13 protein-coding genes and 1 riboswitch are annotated in these 13,556 nt (G+C 67.1%); all 13 genes read right to left on the bottom strand.

The genetic code is table 11. The annotated features are described in order from the left end of the window. Positions 1–183: 183 nt before the first annotated feature. The 13 genes from AC3A6F_RS25180 to cobT all read right to left on the bottom strand — a co-directional run bounded on the left by AC3A6F_RS25180 (position 184) and on the right by cobT (position 13,253). A complete protein-coding gene (locus AC3A6F_RS25180; RefSeq protein WP_487686512.1) occupies positions 184–1,644 on the bottom strand; it encodes a cobyric acid synthase in 1,461 nt (486 codons plus the stop codon). Next, the gene (locus AC3A6F_RS25175) at positions 1,641–2,522 is read right to left on the bottom strand and encodes a cobalamin-binding protein (protein ID WP_487686510.1); all 882 of its coding nucleotides are present in this window, start codon (positions 2,520–2,522) and stop codon (positions 1,641–1,643) included. The genes AC3A6F_RS25180 and AC3A6F_RS25175 overlap by 4 nt, the downstream gene beginning before the upstream one ends. Then, positions 2,519–3,499, bottom strand: a complete 981-nt coding sequence (cobD, locus tag AC3A6F_RS25170; RefSeq protein ID WP_487686508.1) for a threonine-phosphate decarboxylase CobD — start codon at positions 3,497–3,499, stop codon at positions 2,519–2,521. Before cobD ends, AC3A6F_RS25175 begins: the two co-directional genes overlap by 4 nt. Continuing rightward, positions 3,492–4,424, bottom strand: coding sequence for an adenosylcobinamide-phosphate synthase CbiB (gene cbiB / locus AC3A6F_RS25165; RefSeq protein WP_487686507.1), 933 nt, complete (start codon positions 4,422–4,424; stop codon positions 3,492–3,494). Before cbiB ends, cobD begins: the two co-directional genes overlap by 8 nt. Continuing rightward, a complete protein-coding gene (cobU, locus tag AC3A6F_RS25160) occupies positions 4,418–4,978 on the bottom strand; it encodes a bifunctional adenosylcobinamide kinase/adenosylcobinamide-phosphate guanylyltransferase (RefSeq protein ID WP_487686505.1) in 561 nt (186 codons plus the stop codon). Before cobU ends, cbiB begins: the two co-directional genes overlap by 7 nt. Next, entirely contained in the window at positions 4,975–6,267 is a 1,293-nt protein-coding gene (locus AC3A6F_RS25155) for a cobyrinic acid a,c-diamide synthase CobB (RefSeq protein WP_487686503.1), read from the bottom strand. Before AC3A6F_RS25155 ends, cobU begins: the two co-directional genes overlap by 4 nt. After that, a complete protein-coding gene (cobO, locus tag AC3A6F_RS25150) occupies positions 6,261–6,887 on the bottom strand; it encodes a cob(I)yrinic acid a,c-diamide adenosyltransferase (RefSeq protein ID WP_487686501.1) in 627 nt (208 codons plus the stop codon). Before cobO ends, AC3A6F_RS25155 begins: the two co-directional genes overlap by 7 nt. Then, positions 6,884–7,663: an ABC transporter ATP-binding protein gene (locus AC3A6F_RS25145; protein ID WP_487686499.1), complete on the bottom strand. Its 780-nt coding sequence runs from the start codon at positions 7,661–7,663 to the stop codon at positions 6,884–6,886. The genes cobO and AC3A6F_RS25145 overlap by 4 nt, the downstream gene beginning before the upstream one ends. Continuing rightward, positions 7,660–8,682 carry a FecCD family ABC transporter permease gene (locus tag AC3A6F_RS25140; protein ID WP_487686497.1) on the bottom strand — a complete coding sequence of 341 codons (1,023 nt, stop codon included), beginning with the start codon at positions 8,680–8,682 and terminating at the stop codon, positions 7,660–7,662. The genes AC3A6F_RS25145 and AC3A6F_RS25140 overlap by 4 nt, the downstream gene beginning before the upstream one ends. A 60-nt stretch (positions 8,683–8,742) precedes the next feature. Then, on the bottom strand, positions 8,743–10,596 hold the full coding sequence (locus AC3A6F_RS25135; RefSeq protein ID WP_487686495.1) for a TonB-dependent receptor domain-containing protein: 1,854 nt from the start codon (positions 10,594–10,596) through the stop codon (positions 8,743–8,745). Positions 10,597–10,661: 65 nt separating this feature from the next. Further along, positions 10,662–10,893, bottom strand: a riboswitch (cobalamin riboswitch). Positions 10,894–10,900: 7 nt separating this feature from the next. After that, positions 10,901–11,443 carry a histidine phosphatase family protein gene (locus AC3A6F_RS25130; RefSeq protein WP_487686493.1) on the bottom strand — a complete coding sequence of 181 codons (543 nt, stop codon included), beginning with the start codon at positions 11,441–11,443 and terminating at the stop codon, positions 10,901–10,903. After that, positions 11,443–12,225 (bottom strand): adenosylcobinamide-GDP ribazoletransferase, encoded by a 783-nt coding sequence (locus AC3A6F_RS25125; protein WP_487686491.1) that lies wholly within the window; start codon positions 12,223–12,225, stop codon positions 11,443–11,445. Before AC3A6F_RS25125 ends, AC3A6F_RS25130 begins: the two co-directional genes overlap by 1 nt. Continuing rightward, a complete protein-coding gene (gene cobT, locus AC3A6F_RS25120) occupies positions 12,222–13,253 on the bottom strand; it encodes a nicotinate-nucleotide--dimethylbenzimidazole phosphoribosyltransferase (RefSeq protein WP_487686489.1) in 1,032 nt (343 codons plus the stop codon). Before cobT ends, AC3A6F_RS25125 begins: the two co-directional genes overlap by 4 nt. Positions 13,254–13,556 lie beyond the last annotated feature (303 nt).

Raw genomic sequence — 13,556 nt, 5'->3', positions numbered from 1 at the left:
CAGGACCGTGAAACGACTTTGCGCCGATGATAGTGCTGCAACCAGTGTGAAAGTAGGTTATCGTCAGGCTAGTTATAAGAAAAACCCCATCAGGTGATCCTGGTGGGGTTTTTTGCTTTGTAGTGCTGAAGTAACTTCGTAGGGTGGATGGCTTCGCCATCCACGCGTTGAAGCTATCGCAGCTCATCCGCGCATTGCGAGCAACCGATCCAGCAACCCTTCCACTGAATCCGCGATCAGCTCCAGACTCGCATCACGCAGTTGCGCCGTGTCGACGACATGCTCGCTGCGCGACCCAGCCCATTGCAGCAGTGCGGTACACGCCTCCGGATGATCGAACAGTCCGTGCAGATAAGTCCCCAGGATCTGGCCATCGACTGACACCGCGCCTTCACCGCGCCCGTCGATCGAAAAAGCAGGCGTCCCCATGGCAGTGCCATGCGATACCCCCATATGAATCTCATACCCGCTGACTTGTCCGGCGACTTCGTGCGAAGCAAACGCGCACACACCGTCTACCCTGGTCAGGCGCTTTTCGCGTGTCAGTTCGGTATCGATATCAAGCAGGCCCAATCCCGCGGATACACCAGGCGCGCCTTCGACGCCATGTGGATCATTCACCGTCCGCCCCAGCATCTGGAACCCGCCGCACACGCCGATCACCTTGCCGCCATAACGCAGATGACGCGCAATCTGCTCACGCCAGCCCTGCGCTTCCAGCCAGGCCAGATCGCCGCGCGTGTTCTTGCTCCCCGGGAGAATGATCAGGTCAGCGCCCGGAATCGCTTCGCCCTGCCGCACGAAGCGCAGGTCGACGTCGGGATGCGCGCGCAGCGCATCGAAGTCGGTGTGGTTGCTCATGCGCGGCAAGCTGGGAACGACGACGCGAAACGCGCCCTTGTTCGTCTGCGTCGCCTGCACCGCATCCTCGGCATCGAGGAACAACCCGTGCAGATAGGGCAGCACCGCCAATACTGGTTTACCGGTCTGCCGTTCGAGCCATTCCAGGCCCGGCTCGAGCAGCTTGATATCGCCGCGGAAGCGGTTGATGACGAAGCCGATGACACGATCACGTTCCGACTGCGACAGGCAGGAGAGTGTGCCGACCAGATGCGCGAACACCCCGCCGCGATCGATGTCCGCCACCAGGATCACCGGGCAATCGACCGCCTCGGCAAACCCCATATTGGCGATGTCGCGATCGCGCAGGTTGATCTCGGCCGGGCTGCCCGCGCCTTCGACGATCACCGTCTCGTACTGCGCCAGCAGGCGAGCATGCGATTCAAGTACCGCACCCATCGCCACCGGCTTGTACTGGTGATAGTCGCGCGCATTCATGTCGGCCCGCACCTGGCCATGGATGATGACCTGGGCGCCGACGTCGCTCGACGGCTTGAGCAGTACCGGATTCATGTCGGTATGCGGCTCGATGCCGGCGGCGATCGCCTGCAGCGCTTGCGCGCGGCCGATCTCGCCGCCATTGCGCGTGACCGCGCTGTTGAGCGCCATGTTCTGCGGCTTAAACGGCGCGACCCGGATGCCGCGCCGCCTGAGCAGGCGGCACAGCGCCGCCACCACCGTGCTCTTGCCGGCGTCGGACGTCGTGCCCTGCACCATCAGGGTCCGGTAGGGGAAGCCGCTCATTTCGAACGACGCTGGCGCGCCTGCTCGAGCACCTCGCACATCGCGGCCGTGCCCTGCACCATGCGCGGTCCCGCGCGATTGAGCAGGTGACCGTCCAGCGTGAAGAGATTATTGCTGCGCACTGCGGCCAATGTGCCATATGGCTTCCACAACTCCACGCCGCCATAGTTCTTTTCGGCTGTGGCGATGATCGCTTCCGGGTTGGCCTGTAACACACTCTCGATCGAGACGATCGGCGCCGTCACCGTCAGCTTGTCGAAGATGTTCTCGCCGCCGCACAGCCTCATCGCATCGGTGAGGATGTGCTTTCCGCTCAGCGTATACAGCGGCTTGTCCCATACCTGGTAGAAGGTGCGCACCGTGGAACGGTTCGCATACTTCGCGCGCAGGCCGGCCAGCTGCTCGCGCAGCTGCGTCGCGGTCGTCTTGGCCGCGGCGTCGGTGCCCAATAGCTGGCCCAGGCGCAGCACCGCGTCGGGTATGCCGTCCAATGTCTGCGGGTCGCTCTGGAATACCGGGATGCCCAGTCGTCGCACCATCTCGATCTGCCGCTCAGAACTGTTATGGCGCCAGGCCACGATCAGGTCGGGCTTCAGCGAGATCAGGAGCTCCATATCGATTTCGCGGTTCGAACCGATGCGCGGGATGCGCTTGGCCGCTTCGGGATAATCGCTGTAGTTCACCGCGCCGACGATCTGGTTGCCGCCGCCGGCCGCGAACAGCAGCTCGGTGACGCTGGGCGCCATCGACACCACCCGCAGCGCCGGCTTGGCGACGGTGACCGCCAGTCCCGCATCATCCTTGACCGTGATCGCGGCCTGGACGTGCGCCGTCAGGCCAGCGGCGATCAGGCCGGCCAGCAGCATCGTTTTCTTCATTGCGTGCTCCATTCGTGAAGTGCTTGTTCGAAGCGCCGCCAGTCACCCTCGGTGGCGGGCAGGCCGACCCGGATGCCGCGCGCCGCATCGCGGAACAGCCGGCACCAGATGCCGCGCGCGGCCATGTGTTCATGAAAGGCTTCTGGCCGCGCCTCGGGCCACCAGCGAAACAGCGGCGTGCCGCTGCTGGCGATGCCGTTCTCCTGCAGCAGCCGCGCCATCCGTTCACCGGCCTGCGCGAGGTGCTCTTGCGTTTCCCGCTGCCAGCCTGTGTCGGCCAGCGCCCGAATGGCGATCTCCTGTGCCGGACCGCTGACGGCCCACGGCCCAAGCAGGTCGGCCAGGTCCGCCAGCACGCGCTCGTGCGCCGCGACGAACCCCACGCGCAGTCCCGCCAACCCGAAGAACTTGCCGATCGAGCGCAGCACGATCAATCCCGGATGCGCCGCGTGCGGCGCCACGCTCAGTGCGGGCGCCGTATCGCCGAAGGCTTCGTCGACCACCAGCCAGCCACCGCGCGCATGCAGCCGCGCCGCCCAGTCGAGCAGGCGTTCAGGTGCGATGGTCTCGCCGGTGGGATTGTTGGGATTGACGACCACGACGACGTCGCTGTCGTCGACCGCGCTTTCCAGTTCCGCGTACGGCACCAGCTGCCGCGTGTGGCCGTGCATTTTCCAGTGGTGCGCGTGTTCGGCGTAAGAAGGGCTCGAGACCGCAATGCGCGATGGCGCGCGCAAGCGCGGCAGGGCCTGGATCGCCGCTTGGGTACCGGCCACCGGTAACAGTTGCGGCGCACGATAGAACGCGCAAGCTGCCGCGAGCAGGGCCGGATCGGGCTCCGGCAGGCGATGCCAGGCCGCGCTCGACGGCGCCGGCGCCGGATAGCCATGCGGGTTGATCCCGGTCGACAGGTCGACCCAGTCGTCGCGGCCATAGTGACGCGCCGCGTCGCGCAGGTTGCCGCCGTGTTCAAGCATATGAAACTCCGACAGCCATCAGGCAGACCACGCCGGCCCACAGCAACGTCGTGCGCAGCACCAGCCGCCAGGCGCGCAGGATGTCGCCCGCGCAGGCGGCAGGCCCAAGACCCAGCGGCGGACGCTGTTCGACTTCGCCATCGTAGACGGCGGCGCCACCCAGCGACACGCCGAGGGCGCCGGCGCCGCTGGCCATTACCGGCCCCGCGTTCGGGCTGCTCCAGGCCGGGGCCTGGGTGCGCCAGCATTGCCAGGCGCGCGCGCGGCCGCTACCCGCCAGCAGCACGTACGACAGCGCAGTCAGGCGCGCGGGCACGTAGTTCAATCCGTCGTCGATGCGCGCCGCGCAGCGGCCGAACAGGTTGAAACGCTCGCTGCGATAACCCCACATCGCATCGAGCGTGTTCGCCAGCCGAAACAGCACGGCGCCCGGTCCGCCCAGCAGGACGAACCAGAACAGCGTGCCGAACACGGCGTCATTGCCGTTTTCGAGCAGCGATTCGGCGCTGGCCTTGGCCAGGTCGGATTCGTCGGCGTTCGCCGTGTCACGGCTGACGATGCGTGCGGTAAGCGCGCGCGCTTGCGCCAGGTCGCCGGCGCACAGCGCTGAATAGATCGGCAGCGTATGGTCGCGCAGGCTGCGCAGGCCGATGCAGAAATAGAGCAGCGCCGCGTGCAGCCACACGCCGGCGAGGTCGGTCAATGCCAGGAACAGCAGGCTCAATGGCAGGACGGCGAGCATCCAGGCCATGCATCCGCGCACCAGGCGAGACCGCCCACGATTGAGGCTGCGTTCGATCAAATTGACCAGCTTGCCGAATCCAACCAGCGGATGCCAGCGCCGCGTCTCGCCCAGCAGCAGGTCGAGCGCGATGCCGGCGACGAGCAGCAGTGCGACGGTGGAGAGCGGCAGGCCAGTCAGCACTGGGAACCTTTCAGGACAAGCGGCAGGCCCGCCGCCACCAGCACCGCGCGGTCGGCGCGCGCCGCCACCGCCTGGTTCAGGCGGCCGGCTTCGTCGGCGAAGCTGCGCGAGATCGCGCCCCAGGGCACGATGCCCATGCCGACTTCGTTCGACACCAGGATCAGGTCGCCCGGCAGCTCCCCGTCCAGCAGGTCGAGCAGCACCGCGCGCTCCTGATGAAAGCATGGCGGCAAGTCGATCGCGCCGACCTCAGGATAGTCGCGGCCATCGCAGAACATCAGGTTGCTGAGCCACAGCGTCAGGCAGTCGACCAACACCAGGCGCTGCGGTGCGCACCAGTCGCGCAGCGTCTGCGCCAGCGCCAGTTCTTCCTCGACCGTCCGCCATTCGGGCGGGCGCCGCTCGCGGTGGTGGGCGATGCGCAAGGCCATCTCGCCATCGCCGGCGCGCGAGGTGGCGACGTAGACGATCTCTTTGCCCGATTCGCGCGCCATGCGTTCGGCGTAGGCGCTCTTGCCCGAGCGCGCCCCGCCAAAGACCAGCGTCACGCTCACGGCTGCGCTCCGAACAGGACGGCCACCGCGCGCGGATTGGAAGGGAAGTAGCCGTGGAAGTAGGACGCGAACAGGGAGCCGACCCGGTAGGCGGCTTCGCCTTGCGTGCCGGTCCTCTGCTTCACGGTATGGGCTTGCGGCGCGACCGGGGAGTCCAGCAATGAATAGTGGAAGGTATGGCCGCGGATCTCGCCCTGCGGCGTCGGCATCGCATGCATGCCGAGTCCCCCCAGGCGCTTCTGCATCCTGACTTCGCCGGCGAGCAGCCCGGCCATCTCGAAGCGGCGTCCCTCGCCATCGGTCAGGCCATCGGCAAGCGCCATCATGCCGCCGCATTCGGCGACAATCGGCACGCCACGCGCGTGCGCGGTGCGGATCGAGTCGCGCCAGCGCTGGGCAGCCTGCAGCTGCGCGCCATGCAGCTCGGGATAGCCGCCCGGCAGATACACGGCGTCGGCATTGTCGGGCACCGCTTCATCGGACAACGGCGCGAAATACGTGATGCGCGCACCGAGCTGCTCGAGCAGGTCGATGTTCGCAGGATAGACAAACACGAAGGAAGGATCGCGTGCGATCGCGATCGTGCGGCCCGCAAGCAGCGGTTCTACCGGCGCCGGGAGCGCGGAAGCGGGCGACAAAAGCGGCAGCGCATCCCACGCCGCCTCATCGAAATCGATGCTGTCGGCCAGCGCATCCAGGATGCCGTCCAGCTCCTCGACCTCGCCCGGCACGACCAGGCCCAGGTGACGCTCGGGCAGCGGCTCGTCCTGGCGCGCCAGGGTGCCGATCAGCGGGATGTCGCGCAGCGACTCCTTCACCATCGCCGCGTGGCCGCTGCTGGCGACGCGGTTGGCGATCACGCCGGCCATCTCAACGGGACCATAGTCGCGCAGGCCCTGCGCCACCGCGCCGGCAGTCTGCGCCATCGCCGACGCGTCCAGCACCGCCAGCACGGGAATCCCGAACTCGCGCGACAGGTCCGCCGCCGAGGGAGATCCGTCGTACAGGCCCATCACGCCCTCGACCAGGATCGCGTCCGCCTCATGCGCGGCGTCGGCCAGGCGCTGGCGGCAGGCATCGACGCCCACCATCCACAGGTCGAGGTTGTGGACCGGCGCGCCGCAGGCGCGTTCGAGCAGCATCGGGTCGATGAAGTCGGGGCCGCACTTGAATACCCGCACGCGCTTGCCCATGCGGACCAGCCGCCGCGCCAGCGCGGCCGTCACCGTCGTCTTGCCCTGGCCGGACGACATCGCCGCCACCAGGGCAATACGGGCGCCCGTCACCATTCGGTCCCCGCCTGGGCAGCGATGCCCGACTTGAAAGCGTGCTTGACCACGTTCATCTCGGTGACGGTATCGGCCACCGCGATCAGTTCCGGTGGCGCGCCGCGGCCGGTGATCACCACGTGCTGCATCACCGGACGGTCGAGCAGGTCGGCGATCACGGTGTGTACGTCGAGGTACTTGTATTTCAGGGCGATGTTCAGTTCATCCAGCACCACCATGCCGATCGCGGGATCGGACAGGAACTGCTTTGCCAGCGCCCAGGCTTCTTCGGCCTTGGCGATGTCGCGTTCGCGGCTTTGCGTTTCCCAGGTATAGCCTTCGCCCATCGCATGGAAGCTCACTTCGTCGGGAAAGCGGCGCAGGAAGGTTTCTTCGCCGGTCGACAGGGCGCCCTTGATGAACTGGACCACGCCAACCTTCATGCCGTGGCCGAGCGCGCGCGCCACCATCCCGAACGCGCTCGAGCTCTTGCCCTTGCCGTTGCCGGTATTGACGATGACGATGCCGATTTCCTTGTCGGCCGAGGCGATCTTGGCGTCGATGACCGCCTTCTTGCGCTCCATGCGGGCGCGATGGCGCTCGTTCAGGGCGGCGGTCTGTTCTTGAGTCATGTCGGTCATGCGGAACCCTCCTTGGGGATGAAGATGCGGCGGCCTTCGTGTTCGATCATGTCGATCGGATGGCCAAGGTAGTCGCCCAGCAGCGCGGGGCGCATGATCTGGTCGTTGGCGCCGGCCGTCCAGCGGCCGTCACCCATCAGTAATAGTGCATGGGTAGAAATGCGACTGGCCAGGTTCAGGTCGTGGCCGATCATGACCACGGTGCGGTTCTGTTCGCGGCACAGGCGGGCCAGCAGGCCCATCACGCTCACCTGGTGCGCCAGGTCGAGCGCGTTGGCCGGCTCGTCGAGCAGCAGCAGCGGCGTCTGCTGCGCCAGCAGGGCGGCGATCGCCACGCGCTGGCGCTCGCCGCCGGACAGGGTGCGCACGTCGCGCGCGGCCAGGTCGTCCACTTCCATCGACGCCAGGGCCAGCAGGGCGGCTTGATGGTCGTCGCTGCCCTCCCAGTAGCGGTTGGCGTGGTAGGGGTGACGCGCCGACAGCACGCTCTCCAGCACCGTATAGGCAAACGCGTCGTGGCGCGACTGGGCCAGGAAGGCGCGCTCGCGCGCCAGTTCGGTCAGCGGCCAGTCCGCCACGGCGCGGCCGTTCACTTGCACCGATCCGCCGTTCGGCTGCTGCAGCCCGGCCAGCGTGCGCAGCAAGGTGCTCTTGCCGGCGCCGTTGCGGCCGATGATGCTCCAGCATTCGCCGGCGCGCGCGGTCCAGTCGAGGCCCCGCACCAGGGTGCGCTGGCCGATGGACAGCAGCAGGTCGTGGGTGGAGATTGAGTTCATTTGCGCAGGCGGTGCAGCTGGTAGAGGAAGACCGGCGCGCCGATCATTGCCGTGATGGCGCCGACCGGCAGCTGCTGCGGCGCGATGATGGTGCGCGCCAGCGTATCGCACAACACCAGGAAGGCGCCGCCGGCCAGCACCACGGCCGGGATCAGCACCCGGTGGTCGGGCCCGAAGGCGAAGCGGCAGGCATGCGGCACGATCAGGCCGACAAAGCCGATCGAGCCGGCGCTGGTGACCGCGCTCGCAGTGAGCAGCGCCGAGATAAAGAACAGGCCCTTGCGCAGCGCGCCGACGCGCACGCCCAGGGTCACCGCATTCTCTGCGTGCAGCGCGACCATATTCATGGCGCGCGCATTGCGCATGGCGAACAGCAGGCAACCGCCGAGTACCAGCCAGGGCAGCAGGCGAAGCGGCGCGCCGGCCAGGTCGCCGATCAGCCAGAAGATCATGCTGCGCAGGCGTCCCTCGGGCGCGATCGACAGCATCAGGGTGACCACCGAGCCGCACAGGGCCGAGACGATCACGCCGGTCAGCAGCAGCATCGAGGCGCCGGAGTCAAGCGCCTGGTCGCCGCGCAAGCCGCGCCGGGCCAGCAGGTAGAGCAGCATGGCCACGCCGATGGCGCCGGCCAGCGCGGCGATGTCGACCATCAGCGTGGAGGCCATCAGGAGCAGCGCCAGCAGGGCGCCGACCGAGGCGCCGGACGAGACGCCCAGCACATACGGGTCGGCCAGGGGATTGCGCAACAGCGCCTGCATCATGAGGCCGGCCAGGGCCAGCGCGCCGCCGGTCGCGAACGCCACCAGCGCGCGGCTGGCGCGCAGTTCGAGCAGCGAGGCGGAGAGCGAATCGGGCTGGCCGCCGGCGAGCTGGCGCAGGGCGTCGGGAATGTCGTCGAGCGGCACCCGGATCGATCCGGTCATGCCCGCGAACAGCAGGGTGGCAATGGAAAACGCCAGCATGGCGCCAACGATGAACGTGGCGCGCTGGCGTAGCGGCGGGACGGATGCTTGCATGCTGGCCCTGTCGATTGATCGGATGCCCGCGGCCTGGTTGCCGCGGGCAGGGGTTATAGCTTAACGGATGCCGTAGCGCAGGGCCGCAAACCAGGTGCGGCCGCTGGTGCCGTAGTTACGCGCGATCTCGTACTGCTTGTCGGCGACGTTATCCAGGCGCATCAGCAGCGACCAGTCGGGCGTGAACTGCCAGGTCGTGTGCAGGTTCAGCAGCCCGTAGCCGCCCAGGCGACGGTTGTTGGCGGCGTCATCGAAGCGTTCACCCGAGACGGTCAGTTCAACGCCGGTCTTGAGCGTGCCGATCGTGTAGTCGGCGCCGAAGTTGGCGTGCTTCTTCGCACGGCGCTGCAGTTGCTTGCCGGTGGTCTCGTCGTGCGGATCCTGCCAATCGAGGCTGGCGCGCAGGTCGACGCCCATCAGGCGGGTGCTGCCGGCCAGTGAGACGCCTTCGAGCAAGCCTTCGTTGACGTTGTAGGCGCAGCTTTTGTTGACGCCATCCGGGCATGGGGTGCTCGACACGATCATGTCGGTCAGGCGGTTGTGGAAGTACGTCGCGTCCAGCTGGTAGCCGTTGCCGTCGTAGCGCAGGCCCACTTCGCGGTTGCGGCCTTTTTCGGGTTTGTTGGTTTCCAGGCCGTAGCCGGGGAAGTACAGCTCGTTGAAGGTCGGAGCGCGGAAGCTCGTGCCGACGCTGGCGGTGGCGCGCAGGCCGTTGCCGAAGTCATAGCCGTAGCCAGCGGCGCCGGTGTTCTTGCTGCCGTAGACCGAGCGGTCGTGGCGCGCGCTGACGTCGACCAGGTGGGCGCCGCGCTTGGCCGAGTAGGCGGCCGCATACGAGTTGGTAATGCGCGAGCGCCCCATCGACGGCACTTCTTCCTTGCGGTGCGTGTACAGCAGCTGCAGCGTGTCGCGGCCGATGGCGATGTCGTTCTGCCAGCTGAACTCATCCTGCTGGGTATCGATCTGGCTGGCGCCGGATGGCGTCGCGTTGGTGAAGTTGCCCGACTTGTCTTCCGAGCGCGCGTACTGCAGCGTGCTGTGCCAGTTCGGCAGGACCTGGTTGCGCATGAAGACCGCGGCGGTGTTCAGGTCGTTGTCGCTGTGGACGTCGTAGTTGGCGGTGCCACTGTCGTACTGGCTGAACAGGCGGCTGACCAGGAACTGGGCGCCGATCTCGTGGCCTGGTGCGAGCGCCATCGTCACGCGGCCGTTGGCGTTGCGGCGGCGGTAGCCGTCTTCGTCCGGGTTGTAGCCCGAGGCGCCCGGGCGGGTGGACGAGAAGCCGTCCGAGTCCTCGTAGCCGGCGCCGAAGGCGTAGCTGATGGCGTTCGGGCCGCCGCTGCTGCCGTAGATGCCAGCATCGGCCTGGCGGGTGGCGTTGCTGCCCACGCCCACCGAACCGGTGACAACCGGGGCGCCTTCGCCCTTGCGGGTGAAGATCTGGATCACGCCGGCGACGGCGTCGGCGCCGTACAGGGTGCTGAGCGGTCCGTAGACGATCTCGATACGGTCGATGGCGCCCAGCGGGATGGCGTTCCAGCTGGCCGTGCCGGTGGTGGCCGAGCCGAAGCGCACGCCGTCGACCAGGACCACGGACTGGTTGGCGTTGGCGCCGCGGATGAAGACACTTGTGGTGGTGCCGGCCGCGCCGTTGCGCGAGATTTCGATGCCGCGCTGGCGGCGCAGGATGTCGGCCACCGAACCGGCGCCCGAGCGCGCGATTTCCTCGGCATCGATGACCGTGGTGTCGGCGATGACGTCGGCGGCACGCTGCGCGCTGCGGGTCGCGGTGACGACGACGGTGTCGGCGGTGGGGATGGCGTCAGGTGAAGGAGCGTCGGCGAAAGCGGCGGACGAGATGACGGCGAGGGCGAGCGAGACCGCGGCGGCTTGCCGGGTTACTGGAAAGTTCATGAACTGTTTCTTATCAAAGGCAACCAGCCGACGTCCCCGTAGGCCAGATTGAACGGCATCGCGCGAAGCGACGCCACCTTTTGGCCGGTATCCGGGCTGACAAGTATGGCCGTCCGACCTTCCCATGCATGCGCACAGTGGTATGAGGGGGCGGTTTGCCGCATGGCTCGTGGAGAGCATGCGGCACTTGCTTACCGTTGCGGGGGCAGCACACGTTGGCCCTTGATGGGGCTTCGTGTTTCCCGTTTAACTGCGACTGCGAACGCAGGCGCGAGCACCAAAACGCGCTCATTATAAGGCGTTGTCAGGTTTCCAGCATCATCACTTCGCCGTAGTCAATCCGGTGTGGCGCCTGGGCGGCGCGCAGCGCGGCATCGACCAGCTTGCCGCCGAGGTGCAGCGAGTGCATGAGGCGCATGGTGCCGGCGTGGCAAACGATGAGGGCCTGCGCATGCCCTTCGCGCCGGATGTCGGCATCGAAACCGGCCACGCGCGCGGCCACGTCCATCACGCTTTCGCCGCCGCCGGGACGGTAGTGCAGCAGGTCGGCGCTCCAGGCGTCGATCTCGCTGCGCGGGATGTCGTCCCAGCTACGCATTTCCCAGGCCCGGAAGTCCATCTCGGCCAGGCGCGCGTCGAAGGTTGGCGCTGGTGAGAGCCGCTGGGCCAGGACCGCGCTGCGTGCGAGTGGACTGGCGTAGACCGGCATCGCGCCGGGCAGCCCCTGGCTCGCCAATGTGGCCAGCACCCGTTCGACGTCGGCTTCGTTCGCCGCAAGGTCGCTGCGACCGTAGCAGTGCCCGGCCGGCACCTCGGGCCGCGGGTGGCGCACCAGGTAAATACGCATCAGTCCAGCGCGCCGTGTCCGAGCGTGGCGAGCACCGCGATATAGATGGCTACTTCTGCCAGCTGCTGCACGGCGCCGAGGCAATCGCCGGTATAGCCTTGCAAGCGCCGCGTGAATTTACGCGCGAGCCAGCAGGTTGCGCCAAGCGCCGCGACGGTCGCGGCGACGACGGCGGCCAGGTCGAGCAAGCCGAAGGCCAGCAGCGCGAGCGCGGGCAGCAGCACGGTGAGCGTGGCGATGCCGAATTCCCGGTCGCTCATGCGCACCGCCAGCGGCTTGGCCTTGCCCTCGGAGCGGGCGTATTCCATCTGCCAGATCAGGGATGTGGCGGCCAGTCGCGAGAGCGGATGAGCCAGCAACAGGGCGCCGATGGCGCTGGCTGGCGGCAGGCTGGCAAGCGCGGCCAACTTCGCGCCGAGCATGCACACGATGCCGATCGCGCCATAGGCGCCGACGCGCGAGTCCTTCATGATCTCTAGCGCGCGTTCCTTCGTCATGCCGCCGCCCAGGCCATCGCAGGTGTCGGCGAAGCCGTCTTCATGGAATGCGCCGGTAATGTAGATCGTGGCGGCGGTGGACAGCACGGCCGCCACCGCCGCCGGCAACCACTGCGCCGCCACCAGATACACCGCCGCACCGATGACGCCCACCACCACGCCGACCAGCGGGAAGTAGCGCGACGCGTGGTTCAACCAGGCCGGTTCGAAGCCCACCCAGCGCGGAATCGGCAGCCGCGTGAAGAACTGCAGCGCGATGAAGAACAGGCGCAGCTGGTGCGTCATGCCGAGCGTTCGCTCACTTGCGCCGAGGCGAAGGTGGCCATCTCGTTCAGGAAGTTGGCGGCGGCGTGCAGCAGGGGCAGGGCGAGCGCGCTGCCGGTGCCTTCGCCCAGGCGCAGGCCGAGGTCGAGCAGCGGGCGGGCGCCGAGCTCCTCGAGCAGCAGGGCATGGCCATGCTCGCCCGAGCAGTGCGAGAACACGCAGTAGTCGAGGATGTTCGGCTGCAGGCGCGCGGCGACCAGCAGCGCGCTGGTGACGATGAAGCCGTCGATCAGCAGCACCTTGCGCAGCTCAGCCGCCTTGAGCATGGCGCCGGCCATCATCGCGATCTCGAAGCCGCCGAAGGTGGCCAGCACCTCGAGCGGCTGCACGGCATGGGCGTGACGGGCCACGCTTGCCGCGACGACGTCGGCCTTGTGGCGAATGCCGTCCAGCGTGAGGCCGGTGCCGGCGCCGACGCAGCGCGCCAGGGGCTGTCCGGTCAGCGTGTGCATGAGGGCCGCGGCGGACGTCGTATTACCGATGCCCATCTCGCCGAAGCCGACCACGGTGCCGGGCAGGTCGCGCGCCAAGGCCATGCCGTGTTCGAGCGCCGTCGCGCATTCCTGCGCCGTCATGGCGGGTTCGATCGCGAAGTTGCGGGTGCCATTGGCGACCTTGCGATGCACGAGGCCCGCGCGGTCACCGAAATCGTGGTTCACGCCGGCGTCGACCACGTGCAGTGCGCAGCCGTTCTGGCGCGCGAACACATTGATGGCGGCGCCGTTGCCCAGGAAGTTCTCGACCATCTGCCAGGTGACGTCTTGCGGGAAGGCGGAGATCCCTTCGGCCACGACGCCGTGGTCGGCGGCGAACACCAGGATCGCGGGCCGGTCGATGCTGACCTTGGTCGAGCGCTGGATCAGGCCCAGCTGGGCGGCGAGCGATTCCAGTCGTCCCAGGCTGCCGAGCGGCTTGGTCTTGTTATTGATGGCGTCCGCCAGGGACTGGGAGAGGGCGGCGTCGGCGATAGGGACGATCGTAGGAATCATATAAGGGTATGTAAGAGAAGGTCGCTGAATGCGGCGGCTAAGATATCACAATCGTAAACCTTGCAAGCCGGCCTTCGGCTTGCTATAGTCTCGCTCCTCGACGCAGACGCCACCTCACGGTAGCGAAAACGAAGAGAAAAAAGAGGTTGACGAAAATCGCGAAACACCTGATAATCTCGCCTCTCTGCTGCTGACGAACACAACGCTTCGAAGCAAAATGCAGAAAGCAGTACCGAATAAAGTTCTTTAAAAATTAACAGTCGATAAGTGTGGGCGTTTGATGAAGGTGCCAAGAACTTCGGT

Source organism: Massilia sp. Soil_C_3 (assembly GCF_057657035.1).
This window is presented reverse-complemented; position numbering and strand designations above follow the sequence as displayed.

Bases quoted from the DNA above. Each gene is read 5' to 3' on its own strand.
- AC3A6F_RS25180 (WP_487686512.1), bottom strand. From the start codon at position 1,644: ATGAGCGGCTTCCCCTACCGGACCCTGATGGTGCAGGGCACGACGTCC.
- AC3A6F_RS25175 (WP_487686510.1), bottom strand. From the start codon at position 2,522: ATGAAGAAAACGATGCTGCTGGCCGGCCTGATCGCCGCTGGCCTGACG.
- cobD (WP_487686508.1), bottom strand. From the start codon at position 3,499: ATGCTTGAACACGGCGGCAACCTGCGCGACGCGGCGCGTCACTATGGC.
- AC3A6F_RS25155 (WP_487686503.1), bottom strand. From the start codon at position 6,267: ATGGTGACGGGCGCCCGTATTGCCCTGGTGGCGGCGATGTCGTCCGGC.
- cobO (WP_487686501.1), bottom strand. From the start codon at position 6,887: ATGACCGACATGACTCAAGAACAGACCGCCGCCCTGAACGAGCGCCAT.
- AC3A6F_RS25145 (WP_487686499.1), bottom strand. From the start codon at position 7,663: ATGAACTCAATCTCCACCCACGACCTGCTGCTGTCCATCGGCCAGCGC.
- AC3A6F_RS25140 (WP_487686497.1), bottom strand. From the start codon at position 8,682: ATGCAAGCATCCGTCCCGCCGCTACGCCAGCGCGCCACGTTCATCGTT.
- AC3A6F_RS25135 (WP_487686495.1), bottom strand. From the start codon at position 10,596: ATGAACTTTCCAGTAACCCGGCAAGCCGCCGCGGTCTCGCTCGCCCTC.
- AC3A6F_RS25130 (WP_487686493.1), bottom strand. From the start codon at position 11,443: ATGCGTATTTACCTGGTGCGCCACCCGCGGCCCGAGGTGCCGGCCGGG.
- AC3A6F_RS25125 (WP_487686491.1), bottom strand. From the start codon at position 12,225: ATGACGCACCAGCTGCGCCTGTTCTTCATCGCGCTGCAGTTCTTCACG.
- cobT (WP_487686489.1), bottom strand. From the start codon at position 13,253: ATGATTCCTACGATCGTCCCTATCGCCGACGCCGCCCTCTCCCAGTCC.